The organism is Streptomyces sp. NPDC024698 (assembly GCF_055559015.1).
In genome coordinates this window covers 13,654-34,847 of sequence record NZ_JBVHLK010000037.1, presented here as the reverse complement: position 1 = coordinate 34,847, position 21,194 = coordinate 13,654, and the positions used below count along the sequence as shown (strand labels likewise).

The following is a 21,194-nucleotide window of genomic DNA, read 5'->3' as shown; positions in this document are numbered from 1 at the left end:
CCTCCGTGCGGTGCAGTCCTAGACAGCTCCACCACATCGGAGGTCTTCGCCATGTTCAAGACCCGCCAGTGTCAACAACGCTCGTGATCAATACAACTAGCGCGTGTTGTCGGGGGACCGTCTCGGGGATCTCCGTCGGGTCCGGGGTGTGGTGGCGCCGTGGCGGTGCCCTGACCCAGCCTTTGGTGGTCGGGGCCCGCCACGAGGGTGCTGACGAGCTGAGGCGGTGGCTGTCCGGTGGTCAGGAGTCGAGGACGAGCAACTGGGCCTCGTCCTGGTTCCAGCCGATACACACGTCGTCACCGGCGGCACGGGAGGTGCGTCGGCCAGCGGAGAGTTCGCGCAAGAGGAGGTCCTGCCCTCCTGCGTGAACGCGGTGGCGGATGGTTGCACCGAGGTTGGTGGAGGACACGAGGCGGCCCGTCGAGCTGTTCTCCGGCCGGCCTTCGGGGAGGAACGTCAGGTGTTCGGGGCGTATGGACACGGCGTACCGATCGCCGCGGGCTCCGAGGTCGCGTACCCGACCTGTGCCGAGAGCGCCGAGGTCGACGACCGCCGTGTCGCCGTTCCGTTCCACCACGTTGCAGGGGAGGAGGTTGGTGTCGCCGAGGAAGTTGGCCACCCAGTCGTTCACGGGGTGGGTGTACACGTCTTCCGGCGGGCCCTGCTGCACGATCCTGCCGTCGCGCATCACGACGATCCGGTCGGACATGGACATCGCCTCGTCCTGATCGTGGGTGACGAACAGGACTGAGATGCCGAGGGAGCGCTGGATGGTCTTGATCTCCTCCTGCATCTGCTCGCGGAGCCGTTTGTCCAGTGCCGCCATCGGCTCGTCCAGCAAGAGAGCGGACGGGTTGAATACCAGGGCGCGGGCAAGGGCGACGCGCTGCTGTTGTCCGCCCGACAGTTCCCGGGGGCGGCGGTCGCCGAGCTTCGTGAGTCCGACGCGGTCGAGTGCCTCCTCGGCCCTGCGGCGGCGTTCGGCCGGGCGGACACGGCGCATCCGCAGCGGGAACTCGACGTTCTCGCGGGCGCTCATGTGCGGGAAGAGCGCGTAACTCTGGAACACGATGCCCAGGTTGCGGTCCTTGGGCGGGAGGGTGTCGACTGGTCGGCCGTTGATGAGGACCGTGCCGGACGTGAGGTCCTCGAAGCCGGCGACCATCATCATGGTGGTGGTCTTGCCGGAGCCGCTCGGTCCCAGGAGGGTCACGAACTCGCCGGGGTGGACGGTCAGGTCGAGGTCATCGACTGCTGTGACGTCGCCGTACGTTCTGCGTACGCCGCGCAGTTCGATGGAACCGTCTTCTGCGAGGTCGGCGTCGAGGGCGGTGGCCTGCGGTGGAGCTGAGGTGGTCATGAGCTCACCCTGTCTGGTCGGCGGCCGCGGTGGTCAGCGGCAGCATCTGGGTGGTGGAACGGCGGCGGAGTGTGAACAGGACCTGCACCAGCAGCCCGAGTGTGGCGACGGTGACGAGCATGGCGGAGGAGACCGCGATCTTCGGTGTCAGGTTGTACTGGATGTCCGTGAACATCTTGACAGGGAGCGTCGTGGCAGCCGGAGACTGCAGGAACAGGGCGATCACGGTCTCATCGATGGAGACGGAGAAGGCGAAGAGCGCTCCTGCGATGAGGCCGGGCCGGATGACGGGCAGGTAGACGAAGCGGCCGACCGATGGCCATCCCGCCCCGAGGCTTCGAGCGGAGCGGACCAGAGCCGGGTTGAGCCCGGACAGACTGGCGCGGACGGTGAGGAAGGCGTAGGGCGTGGCGATGACCGCGTGGGCCAGGCCAATGGGAAGGATCGTGCCGACCATTCCGGCGGAGGTGAAGAACTGGTAGAACGCCAGGGCGAGGACGATGGCTGGGACGATCATGGGGGCGAGGATCACCCCGGTGACGGCGGCCCGCCCGCGGAAGTTCCGTCCGTGCAGCGCCACAGCGGCGGTACCGCCCAGGAGCACGGCGAGGGCCACTGCGATCCCAGCGGCCTGCAGGCTTGCGGCCACCGCGGAGGTCCAGGCCGGATCGGCGAGGAATCCGGTGACCGCGTCGAGGGAGACGTGGTCGGGCGGGAACGTGATGTACCGGCTCTGGTTGAACGCCATCGGCACCACGATCAGCGTGGGTACGACGAGGAAGACGAAGACCGGAACGGCCGTCAGCAGTGCGGGCGAGAATCGAGGTCTAGTCGACGTCATGTGCGCCTCCTGCGCGAAGGATCCGCTGGTAGACGGCTACGAGGACGCTCACCATGGCGGTCAGCAGGAGCGCGAGGGCGGACGCGCCGGCGAAGTCGGTCAGCTGCCGTGCGTAGAAGTCGATCTCGTTGGCGATCATCATGTCCCCGGGACCGCCGAGGACGACCGGAGTGATGAAGAAGCCGGTGCTGATGATGAATACCAGGAGCCCGGCGGCGGAGACACCCGGCACCGTCAGCGGCAGGATGACCCGGCGGAAGATCGAGGACTCGCTTGCGCCGAGGGAACGCGCCGCCAGCTCCAGCCGGTTGTCGATCGCGGCCAGCGCCGCGAAGATCGGGAACACGGCGTAGGGAAGCAGGTAGTGCACCATTCCGACCACGACGGCGAACCGGTTGTGCAGGAGCGCCACCGGGTGATCGGTGAGGCCCAGCGCCCGCAGGGCGCCGTTCACCAGTCCGTTGTCCTGCAGGAGGACCGCCCACGCGAAGTTTTTCACCAGGACTCCGGTCCAGAACGGCAGGAGCACCAGGGCGAAGAGGACGACCCGAATGAGCGGCCCACGGCGCCAGATCACGATGGCCAGCAGGTATCCGAGGACGATCGTCGCGAGCGTGGACAGCGCGCTGATCTCGAGGGTGTTCTCCAAGGACCTGATCACCAGCGGATCCTTCAGAACCCGCTGGTACGCCTGGCTGTGCATGCTGGAGGCGATGAGCCGGCCCAGCGGAGTGAGGAAGAGAACCGCGTCGAACACGGCTATCGGCGCCAGGAGGAGCAGCCATCCCGCCCGGATGCGGGGGATACGGGGTCTGCGCGCCTGGGCGCTCGGGGCCCGCGAGGGGGCCGCTGTGGCGAGAGACATCGTCAGCTACCCGCCTGCCACAGCTTGAACGCCTGCTCCGTCGCCTTGAGATGCTCGGCCCACCAGCGGTCGTCACGGACCAGGATGCTGTCCGCCAGCTTGGGGCTGGTGGGAAGGGCGTCTGCGACATCGGCCGGCAGCTTCGCGAGTGCGGCGGTGTTTGCCAGCGTGAGGTTCGTCGTCGTGTCGAAGTCGGCGCCGGCGTCCGCGTCGTTGCTCATGAAGTCCATCAGGCGGAACGCGGCCTCCTTGTTTCGTGCGCCCTTGGGGACCACGAAGTAGTCGCCGGCCAGCACGCCGTTCCTCGAGGAGAAGTTCAGCTTCGCGCCGTCCTTGCGAGCGGCGTTGATGCGGTTGTTGAAGCTCGTCGACAGCGCGACCTCGCCCGAGGTGAGTTGCTGGATCGGCTCCTGGTTGGCGGTGTGGTAGATGAGCCGGTCGCGGCCGGGGTGCTGCGCGAGGTAGCGCAGGGCGGCGTCCACGTCGAGCGGGTAGATCTTGTCGAAGGGGACGCCCTCCGCCAGGCGCGCGGCCTCCAGGAGCGAGCTGTCCGACAACTGCCCGTACACGGAACGCTTGGTGGGGAACCGGCCCTGGTCGAAGAACTGCGCCCAGTCGGTGGGCGCGGAGGCGTCGGGGATGTGCGTCTGGTCCCAGGCCATCACGAACAGGAAGCTCAGGTACTTGATGCCGTATTCGGCCTTCGCGTAGGCAGGCAGGCCCTTGTCGCTGATGATGCCGTAGTCGAACTTCTCCAGCAGCCCTTCTTCGACGGCCTGGACGTACTCGGGGGCGGTGAGCTCTACGAGGTCCCACTGCACGTCACCGGACTGGACCTGCGACTTGAGCGCGGCCAAGCTGGTGTTGGCCAGCAGTGTCGGCCGGATTCCCGTCTTCTTCTGAAACGGTGTCAGGATCGTCTTCGTCAGCTGGTCGTTGTAGGAGCCGCCGTAGGACGTGACCGTCACTGTCGTGTTGGCCTTGGCGCTGCTGGAGGCCTTGGTGCTGCAGGCGGTGAGGAGACTGCCCGCGAACGGGGCGCCGAGCGCGGTGACGGCCCCTGCCCGCAGGAATGACCGACGGTTCATGGGTGTTGTCGTCTGCTCGTTCATCTTGGCATGGCCTCTCTTGGGCATTTCGCGCATGCGGGATCGGGCGATGACGGCCGTCGCCGGCAAAGGGGGAATCCGCGTCGCGAGGTGGGGTCCGCAGCACAGCGGCTCCTCGCGCGGCCGTATTCGGCCGCCGGGGCGCACTGCGGATTTCGCCCGGCTTAGGCGCCGCGGACCCTGGATCCTGAGTGATCACCGGTCCGTGCGGGCTGGTCAGCGCCGCCGGGTGCCGCAACCATAGGGCCGTGTTGCATAGGCGTCAACGATTGTTTCCTGGCAGGCATACTCGCACCGGCGACCGCCCGGCGAGCCGCCAGGCGGCGCCGGCGTCGCGTCGGTTCACTGCGTCCTGCCTCCCGGCTCGTCCCCGCCCGGCAGCCAGCGCAGCGCGAACCACAGCTCCATGCGCACATCCGCGTCCTGGAGGTCGGCGTCCAGCAGCCCGCCGAGCCGCAGGATGCGCTGACGCGCCGTGTTGCGATGCAGGCCGAGCGCGACCGCCGTACGGTCCCAGCTGCAGTTCAGGGACAACCAGGTCCGCAGGGTCTCGAGCAGCACCTCGGCACCTGGTGCGCCGGCGTCGGCCAGCGGCGCGAACCGCGCCCGAGCCAGCGCCCGCGCCCCGTCCGGCGCGACCAGCGCGTGCAGGCTCAACTCGTCGCCGCGATCGCGCACCAGCCTGCTCCCGGCGCCCAGCGCCCGCCGCAGGGCGCGCTCGGCACGGGCCGAGGCGAGCGGAAGCTCGGCGGTGGTCGCCGGCGAGCTGACACCCAGCGTCCAGCCGAGCCGCGCGGGGGCATCCCCCGTCGCCGAGCCCGGTTCCTCGCCCCCGAACCCACCTTTGACCAGTGGAACCGCGGCACGCAGCGAGTCCCCGTCGACCTCCAGGAACGGCGTGCCCAGCGCCGTGCCCAGCGCCGCGACATGGACCGCGTCCGAGGACGGCTGAGCCCGCCGGGCAACCGTGGCAGCCCGGCGCCCATGGACCACGACCCAATGTTGCGGCCGCCCCTCGGTGGCAGGATGCAGCAGCGCGGCGACCTCGGCCGCATCCGCGCCGAACAGCAGCCGAACCAGCGCTGCCGCACTGCGCGTGTCCCCGCCCAGCGCATGCCGCGGGCCGGTCAGGAGCGACAACAGCACCACGGCCACACCCGTCACCGACCGGTCCACGGCGGACAGTTGCGCAGGGGAAGCGAGGCCCAGCACCAGGGGGCTGCCCGTGTCACCGCCCGGCAGAGTGTGCGCGAAGAGCTGCCTCCCGCCCTGATGCTCGGTGTCCGAACCGGGCGTACGGACCGCCTGTGGGTGCTCCGCAGTCGGTCGCCGCCGCTCGCTCAAACGGACAGCGAGATCGCGCAGGCGCTGCGGCGCCGGCTCGGCGGGGCGCAGGCCGGCACCGAAGAGCTCCTCGCCCTCACCGTCCAAGAGCACCACCCACGCGCCGAGGTGGGACGCCAGCTGCCGTAGCACCGCCTCCACAGCGTCGGGCCGGGCCGCCGCCGAGGCCAGCGCGGCCTGCGCCTGCGACATGCGCCGAAGGTCTCTGCTACGCACCTCGGCCATGGCCAGGTGCACGGCCTGGCCGACGGCCACGAACGGAGTCTGCGGAGGCACCCGCAGCAGACGCAGCCCGTGCCGGTCGCACGCAGCGACGAGCTCGGCGGGCACCTCGTCGTACACCGGAGCGACCCCGAAACCCAGGGCCGCCACCAGCCTCGTCACGTAGGCGTCGATGTCCTGTGCGACGGCTCCCAGGTGCCGGCCCGCGGTGAGCAGCAGCTCGCCACCGAGGAGGTACGCGGTCGGGTCCTCCCACTCGGTGGTGTGGACCATCGCGACCGGCCGGTCCTCGACCGGTCCGGCCACGTGCCGCAGCCCCAGCTCGGCGTGTGCGAGCACAGCGCTCAGTGGCACGGTGATCTGCGGAACCTGTCCGGACGGCGATGGCGGCACCGCAGGCGTGGAACGGCCGCTCGGCTCCTGCTCGGCTTCCGACATCGTTCTCCCTCCTCGCTCGGGAAGGGACTGACCGCCTCCCGGTCCGAGTGTGCCTGCCACCTGGACCCCAGTGTGCGGGACGTCCAGTGCAACACCAAGAACAAGGCGGAACGCACACTTCCACGGGCCTGTGAACCCGGCCTAGTTTCGTACCGCGAGCCGGCACACGCCGCTCGTCACCAGGCTCCTGAGTGCCCGGTGGCGCCAACCCGCCCGCCGCTCGTCACCGGGCTTCCTGAGTGTCCGGTGGCGCCAACCCGCCCGCCGCCCTATGTCCCGGGCCCCACCTTCCGCTGTCGCGCCATCCGCGAGGCCGCGCCTTCAGCACCGACCCCAACCGGTGGGGTCGAACGGATCGGAGAACCACATGGCCGTCGACTACGTCGTGATGATCGGCTACCTGTTGGGCATCATCGGCGTCGGCTGGTGGGGCAAGCGACGCGCCCGGTCCAAGAGCGACTTCCTGGTCGCCGGGCGCCGTCTGGGCCCCCTGATGTACACCGGCACCATGGCGGCCGTCGTCCTCGGCGGCGCCTCCACCATCGGCGGCGTCCGGCTCGGCTACACCTACGGTCTCTCCGGCGCCTGGATGGTCTTCGCGATCGGCCTTGGCCTGCTGGCGCTCAGCGTCTTCTTCTCGGCCCGGATCGCCCGGCTGCGGGTCTACACCGTCGCCGAGATGCTCTCGCTGCGTTACGGCGACGCCGCCAGCGTCATCTCCGGCGTGGTGATGTGGGTCTACACCCTGATGCTCGCGGTGACCTCCACCATCGCGTACGCCACCGTCTTCGATGTGCTCTTCGACGTGCCACGCTGGGTGGCCGTGCTGATCGGCGGAACCATCGTGGTCGGCTACTCGGCGCTCGGCGGCATGTGGTCGATCACGCTGACCGACATGGTGCAGTTCGTGGTCAAGTCGATAGGCGTGCTGCTGCTCCTGCTGCCGATCGCCGTCGTCAAGGCTGGAGGCTTCGGCGCGATGGCCGACAAGCTGCCCGATGGCTACCTCTCGTTCGGCTCGATCGGAGGCCAGTCGATCCTCACCTTCGTACTCATCTACACCTTCGGAATGCTGATCGGCCAGGACATCTGGCAGCGCGTGTTCACCGCCCGTACCGACAAGGTCGCCTCCTGGGGCGGCACCGTGGCCGGCGTCTACTGCCTGGTCTACGCCCTCGCCGGCGCCGTCATCGGGATGGCCACCAAAGCGCTCTACCCGGAGCTGCCGGGCGCCGACAGCGCCTTCGCGACCATCGTCAAGAGCGCTCTGCCCACCGGTGTGCGCGGCCTGGTGCTGGCCGCCGCACTGTCCGCGATGATGTCCACCGCCAGCGGTGCCTTGATCGCCTCCGCGACCGTCGCCAACAACGACATCTGGGTTCGGCTGCGGGCGCGCCTCGGACGGGAGGAGCCGGAGGCTGCCGGGCAGGACGAGGTGAGCTCCAACCGGCTGGCGATCATCGTCCTGGGAGCGGTCTCGATCGGCCTGGCCTGCCTGTTGGACGACGTGCTCGCGGCGCTGACCGTCGCCTACAACCTGCTCGTCGGCGGCCTCCTCGTGCCGATCCTCGGCGGTCTGCTCTGGCGGCGCGGCAATGTCCAGGGCGCGCTCGCCTCGATGATCGCCGGCGGTGTCACCGTCACCGCCCTCATGATCATCAAGGGCACCCTGGCCAACGAGCCGATCTACTACGGCCTCGGCGTCAGCCTCTGCGCCTACCTGGCGGTCAGCCTGGCCACGCGGCCCACGCACGACCGGATCCTCGAGAACTGGCGCGACCGCCTCGCAGGCCGCGCCCCGGTCGAGGCGGAGCAGGCGACCGCGGCGGCCTGACTTCGCCCGGCTCCGGCCTCCCCGCCGGATCGCGCCCGCGCGGGCCGGTGTCCCGCGCCCCGTCCCGGCCGACGTCGTCGAGGTCGCGCCGGCGTACGACCACGCCGCGATCACCGCCGTCGCCGCCTCTCACACCGCCGTCGCCGCCTCTCACACCGCCGACGAACTCACCCCACCATGTCCCGGCACATCGCCGCGACCCGCGACAAGGACAGCAAGTGAGCCACACCCGCAACGGCGGCGACCTCGTCGTCGAGTCCCTCACCAACCTCGGTGCCGAGACCGTCTTCGGCCTCCCCGGTCAGCACGCACTCGGCCTGTTCGACGCCCTGCGTCGCTCCCCGCTGCGCTACGTCGGACTGCGGGTGGAGAACAACGCCGGCTTCGCCGCCGACGGCTACGCCCGCATCGCGGACACCGTAGCCCCGCTGTTCCTCTCCACCGGGCCCGGCGCGCTCACCTCACTCGCCGCCCTCCAGGAGGCGGCCGCCGCCTCCGCCCCCGTGCTCGCCGTCTCCAGCCAGATCCCTTCCGCCGGACTCGGCGGCCGCCGTCGCGGCTATCTGCACGAACTCGCCGACCAGCAGGCCAGTTTCCGCGACATCGTGAAGTCCGTACACATCGCCCGCACGGCCTCCCAGATTCCCTCCGCGCTCGCCGCTGCCTGGCAGTCGGCGCTCACCGTGCCGTACGGGCCTGTCTGGGTCGAGATCCCGCAGGACATCTTGCTCGCCCCCACCACCGTCCCCCGGGTCACCGGGCTGCGCGCCGAACCGCGCCCGCTCGCCCCCCGTACCGAACTCGTCGCCGAGGCGGCCAGGCTGCTCGCCGTCGCCGAGCGCCCGGTGATCCTCGCCGGCGGCGGTGTCGTCCGGGCCGGTGCCGACCGTGAACTGCTGTGCCTGGCTGAGAAGTTGGGCGCTCCGGTGGCCAGTACCTTCGGCGCCAAGGGCGCCTTCCCGTGGGAACATCCGCTCTCGTTGCAGTCCTGGCTGGAGGACCGGCACACCACCGACCTCCTGGAGGACGCCGACGTCGTGCTGGTGGTCGGCTCCGGGCTCGGCGAACTCTCCAGCAACTACCACACCTTCGCCCCGCGCGGCCGGATGATCCAGATCGAGGCGGACCTCGGCAAGCTGGAGTCCAACCACCCTGCCGTCGGCATCCACGCCGACGCCCGGCTCACCCTCACGGCCCTCATCGACTCCCTCCCGGCCGGGGAGCACGACGGCCGCGGCGAGGCGGCCGCCGCCGATGTGCTCAAGCGGGTCCGCGAGAGGATCGACGGTCAGGGCCTTGAGCTGGAACAGCAGGTGCTGGCCTCGGTGCGGGCCGCGCTGCCCGACGACTCGCCGGCGTTCTTCGACATGACCATCCTCGGCTACTGGGCGTGGTCCGCCTGGGACGCCCGCCGCCCCGGCGCCATGCACTCCGCGCAAGGCGCCGGCGGCCTCGGCTACGGCTTCCCGGCCGCCCTGGGCGCCGCGGTGGCCCGCAACGACGCAGGCCCGGTACTCGCCGTCTCCGGCGACGGCGGTGCGCTGTACTCCATCGCCGAACTCGCCACCGCCCGCCAGCACAACCTTGACGTCACCTGGCTCATCGTGGACGACGGCGGCTACGGCATCCTCCGCGAATACATGACCGGCGCGTTCGGTGAGGCCACCGCCACCGAACTGGCACGACCGGACTTCGTCCGCCTCGCCGAGTCGTTCGGCGTGCCCGCCACTGCCACGACTCCCGAGGCACTGAGCGCCGACCTGACGATCGCCCTCGCGACCCCCGGCCCGAGCGTTGTCGTGCTCCCGGCTCTCCTGCGGATGTTCGCCCCGACCCACCTGGAGTCCTGAGGCCGCCACTGCCGCACCGGCATCCCAACAGCCGGACAGCGGCCCTCGCACCGAACGACGCACCGCCTCACCCAGCCCGGCCCCGTCAGTCCCCTCCCCGAACCACCCCACCCACACCACATCAAGGAGAGCGCATGAGCGAGCTCAGCACGCTGCGCAACTACATCGACGGCGCGTTCACCGATGCGGCCGACGGGCGGACCACCCTGGTCATCGACCCTGCAACGGGCGATGCGTACGCCACCGCGCCGCTGTCCGCGGCCCCCGACGTCGAGCGCGCGATGGACGCTGCCGCAGCCGCCTTCGGACGCTGGCGGGACACCACCCCGGCCCAACGCCAGCTCGTCCTGCTGAAGATCGCCGACGCGGTCGAGGCACGGGCCGACGAGCTCATCGACGCCGAGTGCCGCGACACCGGCAAGCCGAAGAGGATCACGGCCACCGAGGAGATCGGCCCGATGGTGGACCACATCCGCTTCTTCGCCGGTGCGGCCCGCCTGCTGGAGGGCAAGGCCGCCGGCGAGTACATGGACGGTATGACCTCGATCATCCGTCGCGAGCCGGTCGGCGTCTGCGCCCAGGTCGCGCCGTGGAACTACCCGATGATGACCGCGGTCTGGAAGTTCGCCCCGGCCATCGCCGCGGGCAACACCGTCGTCCTCAAGCCCTCGGACACGACCCCTGCCTCAACCGTTCTGCTTGCCGAGATCGTCGGCGACGTGCTGGCCGGCATGGGACTGCCGACCGGCGTCCTCAACGTGATCTGCGGCGACCGGGAGACCGGCAGACTCATGGTCGAGCACGCGACTCCGGCGATGGCGTCCATCACCGGCTCGGTGCGTGCGGGAATCCAGGTCGCCGAGTCCGCGTCCAAGGACGTCAAACGAGTCCACCTGGAACTGGGGGGCAAGGCCCCGGTCGTGGTCTTCGAGGACGCCGACATCGCCGAGGCGGTTGAGGGCATCTCGGCCGCGGGCTTCTTCAACGCCGGCCAGGACTGCACCGCGGCCACACGTGTGCTGGTGCACGAGTCCATCCACGACGCGTTCGTGGAGGCGCTCGCCAAGGCCGCGTCCGACACCAGAACCGGCGGCATCGACGACGAGGACGCGTTCTACGGCCCGCTGAACAATGCCAGCCAGCTGCAGCAGGTTACCGGCTTCATCGAGCGCCTCCCCAGCCACGCCAAGGTCGAGGCCGGTGGCCACAGGGTCGGCGAAGTCGGCTACTTCTACGCCCCGACCGTCGTCTCCGGCCTGAACCAGGACGACGAGATCATTCAGAACGAGGTCTTCGGCCCGGTCATCACCGTGCAGCAGTTCTCCGACGAGGACCAGGCTGTCGAGTACGCCAACGGGGTGGAGTTCGCGCTCGCCTCGTCCGTCTGGACGAAGGACCACGCCCGCGCCATGCGGATGTCCCGGCGCCTCGACTTCGGCTGCGTGTGGATCAACACACACATCCCGCTGGTCGCCGAGATGCCGCACGGCGGCTTCAAGAAGTCCGGCTACGGCAAGGACCTCTCCTCGTACGGATTCGAGGACTACACCCGCATCAAGCACGTCATGACCGCGATCGGCGGCTGACCTGTGCACCTCAGCGGCTCCGAGCCGCTCCGGGGGGCCGGAGCCCCTGTGGGGATGAAGCACAACCCGCCGGAGTTCGAGGTGCACGCGGTCGCGTCGTGCCGCCTGTGCCCGGGGGCGCCACGGTCAATGGGGCGCCGTCGACCCAGGCGTCCATCCGGCTGTGGGCGCCTGGGCCCAGGGCCCGTTGCCCTCTCGAGGCGGGCGAGTCGTTTGCAGCAGCAGATAGCTGCGGCCAGGCCGAGAAAGGCCAGGTAGTTGCGGGGATTGCGTTCGTAGCGGTGGTCGAGTCGTCGGTAGCCGGTCAGCCAGGACATCGTTCACCAGGCGGAGGCGGGCGGCCGCGAGGATTCTGGACTTTCCGGACCGCTCGATGCGGGCCTGGGCGCGTAGCGATCTGGGTTACCAGCCTCGTGCGCGCCACTCTGCAAGGTGGGGTCGCTCCGTGCCGAGGGTGGTGTCGTTGCCGTGGCCGGGGTAGACCCACGTCTCATCGGGCAGGACGTCGAACACCTTGGCCTCCAGGCCATCCATCAGGGAGTTGAAGTCTGCGGGCTGTGTTGTCCGGCCGGGGCCGCCGGGGAAGAGGCAGTCGCCCGTGAACACGTGAGGGTGACCGTGCGGGTCGTCGTAGACGAGGGCGATCGAGCCCGGGGTGTGCCCGACCAGATGGCGCGCGGTGAGTTCGACGTTCCCCACCCGGACCGTGTCGCCGTCCCGGAGCGGGACGTCGGTCGGCACCGGGATGCCCTCGGCGTCGTCGCTGCCCGCGTAGGTGCGCGCACCCGTGGCGGCCACGACCTCGGCGAGCGCCTGCCAGTGGTCGCCGTGCTGATGAGTGGTCACGACGGACGCGATGCCGTCGTCGCCGATCAGGGTGAGCAGCGTCGAGGCCTCGTTCGCCGCGTCGATCAGGAGCTGCTCGTCGGTGGCCCGGCAGCGCAGCAGATACGCGTTGTTGTCCATGGGGCCGACCGCGACCTTGGAGATCATCAGGTCTTGCAGCTCGTGCACGTCGGCCGGACCGCCGACCGTCACCGCTCCGCTGTACGTCATGACGGCAGCCTATAGCGGAGGCAGGGCCGGGAGAGGGCCGCCGCGAACCGTCAGGGCCGTGCCGTCGCGGCGGCCGCAGAGCCAGCCGAGCAGGTCGGCCGCCGGGCCCCGGACCTCGACCGGTCCGCCCCCGGCGCCGCTGCCCGTGGTCCGTGTCCTGCCGTCGCCCGCGTCCAGGGTCGTGGCGGGCACCTCCTTGTGGCCGGCGAACCGCTCCGCGAGGAAGTCGATCTCCCGGGCCACGAACTCCTCCGGCAGATCCTCCAGCTCGTACCCGATGCCCAGGTCGACGTGGTGCAGGTCGACCTCGACCCAGCGCCGGAACGGCACCCGGGCCGCGGAGTCGGTGACCCCGTTGCGCAGCTCCACCGTGCGGGACCAGTCCGCGGGAGCGGCTCCCGTGTCCCCGAAGCGGGCCGCGCTCTCGCGCAGGTCCGCCAGCTGCACGTCCAGGGGGCGCGACGCGTCCCGCTCGATGTCGGCGTCCCGGGTGCTCGCGGAGGCGTACATGGGGCGCCCCTCCAGAACGTTCACCAGGGCGTCCGCGTTGCGGGACAGGTGGGCGAGCACATGGCCACGGCTCCAGCCGGGAAGCCGTGACGGCTCGGCCGCGGCGGCGTTGTCCAGTTCGGCGACCGCGGTGAGCAGTCGTTCCGTAGCGTCACGTACAGACGCCAGGTCGCGCACATGATCCATCATGAGGTCGACCCTAGCCCCGCCACACGTTCGGGTGAAGCTGGACGGCCCAGCCCTTAAATCGAATACGCGTGCTATAAGCTCGACGGTGGCGTCGGGCATGCTGGACGGTCCGGGATTGTTGTGAACCAGCGAAAGCAACCGGCGCTGTCAGTGGCTCGCCCTAGTCTGAGATGACGGGGGCCCGCGGCCCCTGTCACTTCTCTCAAGAAAGGTGCGGACCGGCGTGGCCGACCGTCTCATCGTCCGTGGAGCGCGCGAGCACAACCTGAAGAATGTCTCGCTCGACCTCCCGCGCGACTCGCTCATCGTGTTCACGGGCTTGTCGGGGTCGGGCAAGTCCTCCCTCGCCTTCGACACGATCTTCGCCGAGGGCCAGCGGCGCTACGTGGAGTCCCTCTCCTCGTACGCCCGCCAGTTCCTCGGCCAGATGGACAAGCCGGATGTGGACTTCATCGAAGGTCTCTCCCCGGCGGTCTCCATCGACCAGAAGTCGACCTCGCGCAACCCGCGCTCGACGGTCGGCACCATCACCGAGGTCTACGACTATCTGCGGCTGCTCTTCGCGCGCATCGGCAAGCCGCACTGCCCGGAGTGCCGTCGTCCCATCTCGCGTCAGTCGCCGCAGGCCATCGTCGACAAGGTGCTGGAGCTCCCGGAGGGGAGTCGCTTCCAGGTCCTGTCGCCGCTGGTGCGCGAGCGCAAGGGCGAGTTCGTCGACCTCTTCGCCGACCTCCAGACCAAGGGGTACAGCCGTGCCCGGGTCGACGGCGAGACGATCCAGCTCAGCGAACCGCCGACCCTGAAGAAGCAGGAGAAGCACACCATCGAGGTGGTCATCGACCGTCTCACGGTGAAGGACTCCGCCAAGCGCCGTCTCACCGACTCCGTGGAGACCGCCCTCGGACTGGCCGGCGGCATGGTCGTGCTCGACTTCGTCGACCTCCCCGAGGACGACCCCGAGCGCGAGCGCATGTACTCGGAGCACCTGTACTGCCCGTACGACGACCTGTCCTTCGAGGAGCTGGAGCCCCGCTCCTTCTCCTTCAACTCGCCGTTCGGCGCCTGTCCCGAGTGCACCGGCATCGGCACGCGCATGGAGGTCGACCCCGAGCTGATCGTCCCGGACGAGGACAAGTCCCTCGACGAGGGCGCCATCCACGCCTGGTCGCACGGGCACACCAAGGACTACTTCGGCCGGCTGATCGGCGCCCTCGCGGACGCGCTGGGCTTCCGGACCGACATCCCCTTCGCCGGGCTGCCGCAGCGCGCGAAGAAGGCCCTCCTCTACGGCCACAAGACCCAGATCGAGGTCCGCTACCGCAACCGGTACGGCCGCGAGCGCGTGTACACCACGCCCTTCGAAGGGGCCGTCCCCTTCGTCAAGAGGCGCCACGGCGAGTCCGAGAGCGACGCCAGTCGCGAGCGCTTCGAGGGTTACATGCGCGAGGTGCCCTGCCCCACCTGCCAGGGCACGCGTCTGAAGCCGCTGGTCCTCGCCGTCACGGTCATGGAGAAGTCCATCGCCGAGGTCGCCGCCATGTCCATCAGCGACTGCGCGGACTTCCTCGGGCAACTGAAGCTCAACGCGCGCGACAAGAAGATCGCCGAGCGCGTGCTGAAGGAGGTCAACGAACGGTTGCGCTTCCTGGTCGACGTGGGCCTCGACTATCTGTCGCTGAACCGCGCGGCCGGCACACTCTCCGGCGGCGAGGCCCAGCGCATCCGTCTGGCCACCCAGATCGGCTCCGGACTCGTCGGCGTCCTGTACGTCCTCGACGAGCCCTCCATCGGTCTGCACCAGCGGGACAACCACCGGCTGATCGAGACCCTCGTCCGCCTGCGGGACATGGGCAACACGCTCATCGTCGTCGAGCACGACGAGGACACGATCAAGGTCGCCGACTGGGTCGTCGACATCGGACCCGGCGCGGGCGAGCACGGCGGCAAGGTCGTGCACAGCGGGCCCTTGAAGGAACTGCTCGCCAACCCCGAGTCGATCACCGGCCAGTATCTGTCGCGCAAGCGGCAGATCCCGACCCCGGACATCCGCCGCCCCGCCGACCCGGGCCGCCGGCTCACGGTGCACGGCGCCCGCGAGAACAACCTCCAGGACATCGACGTGTCCTTCCCGCTGGGCGTCCTCACGGCCGTCACCGGCGTATCGGGTTCCGGCAAGTCGACTCTGGTCAACGACATCCTGTACACGCACCTGGCCCGTGAACTGAACGGCGCGAGGAACGTGCCGGGGCGGCACACGCGCGTGGAGGGCGACGACCTCGTCGACAAGGTCGTGCACGTCGACCAGTCGCCCATCGGCCGTACGCCCCGCTCGAACCCGGCGACGTACACCGGAGTCTTCGACCACGTCCGCAGACTGTTCGCCGAGACCACCGAGGCGAAGGTCCGCGGCTATCTGCCCGGCCGCTTCTCCTTCAACGTCAAGGGCGGCCGCTGCGAGAACTGCTCCGGCGACGGCACCATCAAGATCGAGATGAACTTCCTGCCGGACGTGTACGTCCCCTGCGAGGTCTGCCACGGGGCGCGCTACAACCGGGAGACCCTGGAGGTCCACTACAAGGGCAAGTCCATCTCCGAGGTCCTGGACATGCCCATCGAGGAGGCGCTCGACTTCTTCGAGGCGGTTCCGGCGATCGCCCGCCACCTCAGGACACTGAACGACGTCGGCCTCGGCTACGTCAGGCTCGGGCAGTCCGCGCCGACGCTGTCCGGCGGTGAGGCACAGCGCGTCAAGCTCGCCAGCGAGCTACAGAAGCGCTCCACCGGCCGCACCGTGTACGTCCTCGACGAGCCGACCACCGGCCTGCACTTCGAGGACATCAGCAAGCTCATCACGGTGCTGTCCGGTCTGGTCGACAAGGGCAACACGGTCATCGTCATCGAGCACAACCTCGATGTCATCAAGACCGCGGACTGGGTCATCGACATGGGCCCCGAGGGCGGCAACGGCGGCGGTCTCGTGATCGCCGAGGGCACGCCCGAGGAGGTCGCCGGTGTCCCGACCAGCCACACCGGCAAGTTCCTGCGCGAGATCCTCGGCGCCGACCGGATCAGTGACGCGGCTCCCGTGAAGGCCCCCCGCAAGACGGCCGCCAGGAAGACGGTCGCCGCGGGGACGACGGCACGGAAGACGGCCACGAGGACGGTCGACGGCACGGCGGCCAAGAAGGCGACCGCCGCCACGGACAAGACCGTCGCGAAGAAGGTCGTCGCGAAGAAGACAGCCACGAAGGAGACCGCCACGAAGGCGGCGGCCAAGAAGGTGACCCCCGCGAAGAAGACCATGCGGGCCCGAAAGGCCTGACCGACCAGCCTGACCCGACCGGTCCGGGACCTCGGACCGGTTTGGGATCTCGGCCCGGTCCCGAACCTGGGCTCGGTCCCGGACCTCGGACCGGGCCGGTCCCACCTCGCCTCGACGGGCGGCGCCCCGCGGGAACTCCCCGTGAGGCGCCGCCCGTTGACGATTCAGCTGCCTCGCCCGCCCAGGAGGCGAGCACCCGGACCGCCCCGCCCGTCGAGTTCCGAAGGCCGAACGGGACGGGTGCGGCGTCCCTACAGGTCGCCGAGTTCGCGGGCGTACGGCGGTTCGGCTCCGGCGCGTGAGCAGGTGACCGCCGCCGCGCGGGCCGCGAAACCCAGAAGCTCGGTCCAGCCCCGGGCGCCGAGTTCCGCCGGTGCGGACGGGGACAGGGCGTTCCGGACGGCCAAGCCGTGCAGCAGCGCCGCGTTCACGGTGTCACCCGCGCCGATCGTGTCCACCACGTCCACGGGCTCGCCGGGCACGGAGTACACCGAGCCGTCCCGGGTGAACGCGGTGAGACCCTCGCCGCCCTGGGTGATCACCACCGCCGAGGGACCGGCGGCCAGCCATTCGAGCGGGGTGCCGCCGAGCCACCGGGCGTCCTCCTCGGACAGCTTGAGCAGGGACACCGACGGCAGCCAGCTCTTGAACCGGGCACGATAGGCGTCCGGATCGGGGATCAGACCGGCGCGGATGTTCGGGTCGAGCGCGGTGAGGACGCCCTGCGCGGCGGCGGTCCGCATCAGCTCCTCGTACGCGCTCGCGCCCGGTTCCAGGACGAGGGAGCAGGTGCCGAACGACACGGCCCGCGTCCCGTCGGGGAGCCGGTCCGGGGCCGTGAAGAGACGGTCCGCCGTCCCCTCGACGTGGAAGGAGTACGCGGCCGAGCCGTCCGCCCCGATCGTGGCGACGGCCAGAGTCGTCGGTTCGGCGCCGCGCCGGACGCACGACACGTCGACACCGGCCTCCACCAGCCCGTCCAGCAGGGCATCGCCGAACGCGTCACGGGAGACACGCGAGCAGAAGGCGGTGGGAGAGCCGAGGCGGCCGAGCGCCACCGCCGTGTTGTACGGGCCGCCGCCCCGGCGAGGCAGCAGTTCCGCCAGCGCGCCGGAGCCCTGCGGCACCAGATCGATCAGGGCCTCACCGGCGACGACGATCACGACGCGGATCCTTTCCTCGGGGTGTGTGTCTCGGGGCCTTCGGCGCCTACGGCGCCGGCGGGGCAGCCGCACGAGGTGCGGTGGACGAAGGCGGAGGGGAGCCGGACGGTGCGGCTCTCCCGGTGCGGGGACGCCAGCCGCTCCAGCAGCAGCCGGACGGCCGTGGCACCGATCTCCTTGCTCGGCTGGGCGATCACGGTGAGCCGCGGCGTGAACAGATCCGCCCAGGAGAAGTCGTCGAAGCAGCACAGCGCCACGTCGTCGGGGACGGACAGGCCCCGGTCGCGCAGGGCCCGCAGCGCGCCGACGGTCATGGCGTTGTTGGCGGTCACGAGAGCGCCCGGCGGCGCCCCGAGCGACAGCAGCCGGTGGGTGGCCTCCTCGGCCGCCTCCGTCCGGGAGTCGCCGTGCGCCACGAGCCGTTCGTCGTAGGGGAGTCCGGCCTGCGCGAGGCCGTGCCGGTAGCCGGTGATCCGCTCCGTCGTGGTGCTCAGTCCCGGCAGGCCCGCGACCAGTCCGATACGCCGGTGCCCCCGCTCGGCGAGGTGCGTCACCAGACTCGCCATGGGGGCGGTGTTCTCGGCGCAGACCTGGTCGTGACGGAATCCGCTTCCGGCGGGGGCCTCCACGAGCCGGTCGAGGAAGACGGTCGGTACCTCGTGCCGGCCCAGGTAGCGCAGGAGCGCGTCCGGACTCGGCGACGGCGCGAAGATCAGTCCGTCCACGCGCCGCTCGTGCAGCAGTTGGACGACCGTGCGCTCGTGCCCGGGATCGTCGTGCGGATCGGCGATCAGCAGGCCGTAGCCGTGTTCCAGGGCTCCGGCCTCCACGCCTTGGAGGATCTCCGTGAAGTAGGGGTTGCCGATCGCCGACACCGCGAGCCCGATGGACCGCGTACGGGAGGTGACGAGCGAACGGGCGAGGGTGTTGGGGGTATAGCCCAGCTCGTCGATCGCGTCGAGAACGGCCTGCCGTGTGCAGGGCAGCACCGGACGGGTGGCGTTGAGGACGTGCGAGACGGTCGCGGCGGACACGCCCGCCCGCCGGGCCACATCGGTCATCGTCACCATGGCGCTCGCTCCCCGGAACATGCCGCTCTTGGGTCCTGGAACACATCGTTCTCGGGCGAACTTATCGCAGCCGGTGGCAGACGTAAACGCTTGCGCATGCGCTTACGCATGCGCTTACGCAGACGTTCGCGCAAGCCTTTACGTCCTGCGTCGCGCGGACCCGCCCCGTGATCAGCGGGGTGATCTGTGCCGGTATGGTCGGTGCGCGGCGCCTCGCCGTGCTCAGCCCCGTCACCGCCGGTGGAGTGTCGCCGGCGCCCTCTACCAGTGGAGATGCCATGTCCGGCCGTCCGTCCGCGAGCCGTCGTACCGTCCTGCGGGGAGCGGCGATCACGCCGGTCGCCGGACTCGGCCTGGCCGCGTGCTCAGGCGGCGGCAGCGGGGGCGGAACCCCCGCCACGCCGACCGCTCCCGTCACCCTGGGCGCGGGCGGCGAGGTCTCCAAGGGCGGTGCTCAGCTGTACCAGGACCACAACGTCGTGGTCAGCCGCGCCGAGGACGGTTCCCTCAAGGCGTTCAGCTCGATCTGCACCCATGCCGGGTGCGCCATCAACAAGCTTCAGGGCACGACCCTCGTGTGCCCCTGTCACGGCAGCGAGTTCGACGCGGAGACCGGCAAGGTGCTGCGGGCGCCCGCCACCGTGCCGCTCCACCCGCTGCCGGTCGAGGAGAAGAACGGGAAGATCGTCGCCGGACCGGGAGCCTGAGCCCGGTGCGGTCCCCGGACAGGGCGGGGGACCGCACCCGAGCGGGAGGTCACTCCCAGTCCCAGCCGATCCCGACGATCCCCGACCGCACCCGCGGCTCGACCAGGTGCACCGAGCGGTGCCGGCCGCTCAGCGGCAGTTCCTGGCGGCCGCTGCGCGGCGCGGCGGCCGAATGCTGGGTGAAGCGGTGGCAGCGCACCGGCAGCGCGTTCTCGGTGAAGTGCACCTGGAGCGCGTACTGTCCGCCCGCGAAGCCGAACCCGCGGACGTACTCGCTGGACGCCCCGGCCGTGCCGTCGTCGAAGGCGTAGCGGAAGAGATACGTCTCGCCCGCCCTCAGCCGGGTGTCGAAGAGCAGTTCGGCGACGAGCACACCGGTGTCGCCGTGCCAGCGCACCCGCCCCGTACGGCAGTTCTCCAGAGCCCGGACCGTCGTCCGGTCCGGTGCGCATCCGGGGTCGCCGTGATGGATGGCCACATAGCGGTCCACCCCGTCCCTGTGGGCCCGCACGATGTGGTGGGATTCGCGGCCCAGCAGTTCGCGACGGGCGCCTATGCGCACGCGCTCGTGATGGCCGAGCGTGTGCAGACCGCCGTCGAGCGGGGACTCCAGTTCGGCGAGCAGCCGCTCCAGGACTCCGGAGGCCTCCATGAGGGCACGGTAGGAACGCCCCGTGGGACGTTCCGGCTCCGAGCGCTCCTCGGCCTCGGCGAGCAGCCTGATCAGCGACTCGTCGGGCAGCTGGAGTATCTCCTCCAGCGCGCGGACGGCCCGCAGGGACTCGGGGCGCTGAGGGCGGCGGGCGCCCTGCTGCCAGTAACTCAGGCTCGTCACACCGACTTTGACACCATGCCGGGAGAGATGGTGCTGGACGCGCTGCAACGGCAGCCCACGGGCGGTGATGGCTGCGCGCAGTGCGACATGGAAGGGGCCGCCCCGCAGGGCCGTGTCCAGTTCCGCCGTGGCGACGTCCGCGTGCTGTGTGCCGGTCCGCATGCAGGGGCCTTTCTGTGGATGTTCACAACGGCTGGTCAGACCGTCGGAGAGCGGTTCGTCGGCGCAGCCCGGTGGGCGCGCGGGGGCTGTACACGCGCGGGTTTCGCCGTTCACGCCCCGAGTTCCCCCGCATTGAAGCGTGTTGACCAAGCCCCGACAACACCTGATGCTCAACATGGCTCACCGCAGCCCCCCGGACGCGCTCCGTCCTTCCTCGACCCCACTCGGGAGCACACACGATGCGCCGCACTCGGCGACTTGTCGCACTCGCTGTCGTCCTGGCCGCACTGGGAACCGCACCGGCGACGGCGGCCCCCGGGCGCGCGGAGGGCCCCGCGGACACGGCCGCCCACGCGGTCGGACACCGCGGACCCCCCTTCGGGCCGTCCGGCACGGCGGTCCGCCGCGACCTGCCCCAGGTGGCCGGATCCGGCGCATCCCCGGCGGCACGCGGGGAGCACGGGGACGACGGCGGGCATGGCGGGGAGGACGGCCGGGACCGCGGGCACGGCGGGAAGCACGGGCGGGGCCGCGAGGGCGGCCGGGTCCGTACCCGCGATGGCGACCCGACCGACCCCTTCGTGGTGGTGGCGTCCGCGGCGGCCGGAGCGGGAGCCCTGGTCGCGCTGGTCCTGAGCGTCTCGCGGGCCCTGCGCAGGCGCCGCGGCTGAGACCGCGAGGTTTTCCACAGGCGGTCCGGGAGCCGACCGCGGTGTCGGCCCGCGCCA

At 70.4% G+C, this 21,194-nt stretch carries 16 protein-coding genes and 1 pseudogene; 6 read left to right on the top strand and 11 right to left on the bottom strand.

What is annotated here, in order from left to right:
* Positions 1 to 241: 241 nt before the first annotated feature.
* From ACZ4AA_RS37085 to ACZ4AA_RS37065, 5 genes are all read right to left on the bottom strand, one after another.
* Complete coding sequence (locus ACZ4AA_RS37085) at positions 242 to 1,363, bottom strand: ABC transporter ATP-binding protein (RefSeq protein ID WP_467612685.1); 1,122 nt, start codon at positions 1,361 to 1,363, stop codon at positions 242 to 244.
* A gap of 4 nt (positions 1,364 to 1,367) precedes the next feature.
* Positions 1,368 to 2,204, bottom strand: coding sequence for an ABC transporter permease (locus ACZ4AA_RS37080; protein WP_353600856.1), 837 nt, complete (start codon positions 2,202 to 2,204; stop codon positions 1,368 to 1,370).
* Positions 2,191 to 3,069, bottom strand: coding sequence for an ABC transporter permease (locus tag ACZ4AA_RS37075; RefSeq protein WP_467612682.1), 879 nt, complete (start codon positions 3,067 to 3,069; stop codon positions 2,191 to 2,193). Before ACZ4AA_RS37075 ends, ACZ4AA_RS37080 begins: the two co-directional genes overlap by 14 nt.
* A 2-nt stretch (positions 3,070 to 3,071) precedes the next feature.
* On the bottom strand, positions 3,072 to 4,157 hold the full coding sequence (locus ACZ4AA_RS37070) for an extracellular solute-binding protein (RefSeq protein ID WP_467612679.1): 1,086 nt from the start codon (positions 4,155 to 4,157) through the stop codon (positions 3,072 to 3,074).
* Between the two features lie 363 nt (positions 4,158 to 4,520).
* Positions 4,521 to 6,182: a PucR family transcriptional regulator ligand-binding domain-containing protein gene (locus tag ACZ4AA_RS37065; protein ID WP_467612676.1), complete on the bottom strand. Its 1,662-nt coding sequence runs from the start codon at positions 6,180 to 6,182 to the stop codon at positions 4,521 to 4,523.
* Between the two features lie 367 nt (positions 6,183 to 6,549).
* On the opposite strand from ACZ4AA_RS37065, the gene ACZ4AA_RS37060 reads away from it, so the two are divergent.
* The 3 genes from ACZ4AA_RS37060 to ACZ4AA_RS37050 all read left to right on the top strand — a co-directional run bounded on the left by ACZ4AA_RS37060 (position 6,550) and on the right by ACZ4AA_RS37050 (position 11,452).
* Positions 6,550 to 8,016, top strand: a complete 1,467-nt coding sequence (locus tag ACZ4AA_RS37060) for a sodium:solute symporter family protein (protein WP_467612673.1) — start codon at positions 6,550 to 6,552, stop codon at positions 8,014 to 8,016.
* A gap of 218 nt (positions 8,017 to 8,234) precedes the next feature.
* The gene (locus ACZ4AA_RS37055; protein ID WP_467612670.1) at positions 8,235 to 9,866 is read left to right on the top strand and encodes a thiamine pyrophosphate-binding protein; all 1,632 of its coding nucleotides are present in this window, start codon (positions 8,235 to 8,237) and stop codon (positions 9,864 to 9,866) included.
* 134 nt (positions 9,867 to 10,000) lie between these two features.
* Complete coding sequence (locus ACZ4AA_RS37050; protein WP_467612667.1) at positions 10,001 to 11,452, top strand: gamma-aminobutyraldehyde dehydrogenase; 1,452 nt, start codon at positions 10,001 to 10,003, stop codon at positions 11,450 to 11,452.
* A 197-nt stretch (positions 11,453 to 11,649) separates the two neighbouring features.
* On the opposite strand, the pseudogene ACZ4AA_RS37045 reads toward ACZ4AA_RS37050, so the two are convergent.
* The 3 genes and pseudogenes from ACZ4AA_RS37045 to ACZ4AA_RS37035 form a co-directional block, all read right to left on the bottom strand.
* Positions 11,650 to 11,772: pseudogene (locus ACZ4AA_RS37045) on the bottom strand (IS5/IS1182 family transposase); the annotation flags it as partial.
* Between the two features lie 82 nt (positions 11,773 to 11,854).
* Positions 11,855 to 12,508: an MBL fold metallo-hydrolase gene (locus ACZ4AA_RS37040; RefSeq protein ID WP_467612664.1), complete on the bottom strand. Its 654-nt coding sequence runs from the start codon at positions 12,506 to 12,508 to the stop codon at positions 11,855 to 11,857.
* Positions 12,509 to 12,517: 9 nt separating this feature from the next.
* A complete protein-coding gene (locus ACZ4AA_RS37035; protein ID WP_467612660.1) occupies positions 12,518 to 13,207 on the bottom strand; it encodes a maleylpyruvate isomerase family mycothiol-dependent enzyme in 690 nt (229 codons plus the stop codon).
* Positions 13,208 to 13,430: 223 nt separating this feature from the next.
* Between ACZ4AA_RS37035 and uvrA the strand changes: the two genes are divergently transcribed.
* A complete protein-coding gene (gene uvrA, locus ACZ4AA_RS37030; RefSeq protein WP_467612657.1) occupies positions 13,431 to 16,529 on the top strand; it encodes an excinuclease ABC subunit UvrA in 3,099 nt (1,032 codons plus the stop codon).
* Between the two features lie 251 nt (positions 16,530 to 16,780).
* Here uvrA and ACZ4AA_RS37025 read toward each other — a convergent pair whose 3' ends face one another.
* Together ACZ4AA_RS37025 and ACZ4AA_RS37020 are read right to left on the bottom strand one after the other, a co-directional pair.
* Positions 16,781 to 17,692, bottom strand: a complete 912-nt coding sequence (locus ACZ4AA_RS37025) for a carbohydrate kinase family protein (protein ID WP_467612654.1) — start codon at positions 17,690 to 17,692, stop codon at positions 16,781 to 16,783.
* A complete protein-coding gene (locus ACZ4AA_RS37020) occupies positions 17,689 to 18,762 on the bottom strand; it encodes a LacI family DNA-binding transcriptional regulator (RefSeq protein WP_467612650.1) in 1,074 nt (357 codons plus the stop codon). The genes ACZ4AA_RS37025 and ACZ4AA_RS37020 overlap by 4 nt, the downstream gene beginning before the upstream one ends.
* Positions 18,763 to 19,040: 278 nt before the next feature.
* Here ACZ4AA_RS37020 and ACZ4AA_RS37015 point away from each other — a divergent pair, with 278 nt between their 5' ends.
* The gene (locus ACZ4AA_RS37015; protein ID WP_467612647.1) at positions 19,041 to 19,469 is read left to right on the top strand and encodes a Rieske (2Fe-2S) protein; all 429 of its coding nucleotides are present in this window, start codon (positions 19,041 to 19,043) and stop codon (positions 19,467 to 19,469) included.
* A 49-nt stretch (positions 19,470 to 19,518) separates the two neighbouring features.
* Here ACZ4AA_RS37015 and ACZ4AA_RS37010 read toward each other — a convergent pair whose 3' ends face one another.
* The gene (locus tag ACZ4AA_RS37010; protein ID WP_467612644.1) at positions 19,519 to 20,466 is read right to left on the bottom strand and encodes a hypothetical protein; all 948 of its coding nucleotides are present in this window, start codon (positions 20,464 to 20,466) and stop codon (positions 19,519 to 19,521) included.
* A gap of 239 nt (positions 20,467 to 20,705) precedes the next feature.
* Between ACZ4AA_RS37010 and ACZ4AA_RS37005 the strand changes: the two genes are divergently transcribed.
* Positions 20,706 to 21,137: a hypothetical protein gene (locus tag ACZ4AA_RS37005; RefSeq protein WP_467612641.1), complete on the top strand. Its 432-nt coding sequence runs from the start codon at positions 20,706 to 20,708 to the stop codon at positions 21,135 to 21,137.
* Positions 21,138 to 21,194: the final 57 nt, after the last annotated feature.

Excerpts from the sequence above, each read along its gene's own strand:
- ACZ4AA_RS37085 (WP_467612685.1), bottom strand. The coding sequence starts at position 1,363 with ATGACCACCTCAGCTCCACCGCAGGCCACCGCCCTCGACGCCGACCTC.
- ACZ4AA_RS37010 (WP_467612644.1), bottom strand. The coding sequence starts at position 20,466 with ATGCGGACCGGCACACAGCACGCGGACGTCGCCACGGCGGAACTGGAC.
- ACZ4AA_RS37005 (WP_467612641.1), top strand. The coding sequence starts at position 20,706 with ATGCGCCGCACTCGGCGACTTGTCGCACTCGCTGTCGTCCTGGCCGCA.
- ACZ4AA_RS37075 (WP_467612682.1), bottom strand. The coding sequence starts at position 3,069 with ATGTCTCTCGCCACAGCGGCCCCCTCGCGGGCCCCGAGCGCCCAGGCG.
- ACZ4AA_RS37070 (WP_467612679.1), bottom strand. The coding sequence starts at position 4,157 with ATGAACCGTCGGTCATTCCTGCGGGCAGGGGCCGTCACCGCGCTCGGC.
- ACZ4AA_RS37080 (WP_353600856.1), bottom strand. The coding sequence starts at position 2,204 with ATGACGTCGACTAGACCTCGATTCTCGCCCGCACTGCTGACGGCCGTT.
- ACZ4AA_RS37060 (WP_467612673.1), top strand. The coding sequence starts at position 6,550 with ATGGCCGTCGACTACGTCGTGATGATCGGCTACCTGTTGGGCATCATC.
- ACZ4AA_RS37020 (WP_467612650.1), bottom strand. The coding sequence starts at position 18,762 with ATGGTGACGATGACCGATGTGGCCCGGCGGGCGGGCGTGTCCGCCGCG.
- ACZ4AA_RS37050 (WP_467612667.1), top strand. The coding sequence starts at position 10,001 with ATGAGCGAGCTCAGCACGCTGCGCAACTACATCGACGGCGCGTTCACC.
- ACZ4AA_RS37035 (WP_467612660.1), bottom strand. The coding sequence starts at position 13,207 with ATGATGGATCATGTGCGCGACCTGGCGTCTGTACGTGACGCTACGGAA.
- ACZ4AA_RS37040 (WP_467612664.1), bottom strand. The coding sequence starts at position 12,508 with ATGACGTACAGCGGAGCGGTGACGGTCGGCGGTCCGGCCGACGTGCAC.
- ACZ4AA_RS37065 (WP_467612676.1), bottom strand. The coding sequence starts at position 6,182 with ATGTCGGAAGCCGAGCAGGAGCCGAGCGGCCGTTCCACGCCTGCGGTG.
- ACZ4AA_RS37015 (WP_467612647.1), top strand. The coding sequence starts at position 19,041 with ATGTCCGGCCGTCCGTCCGCGAGCCGTCGTACCGTCCTGCGGGGAGCG.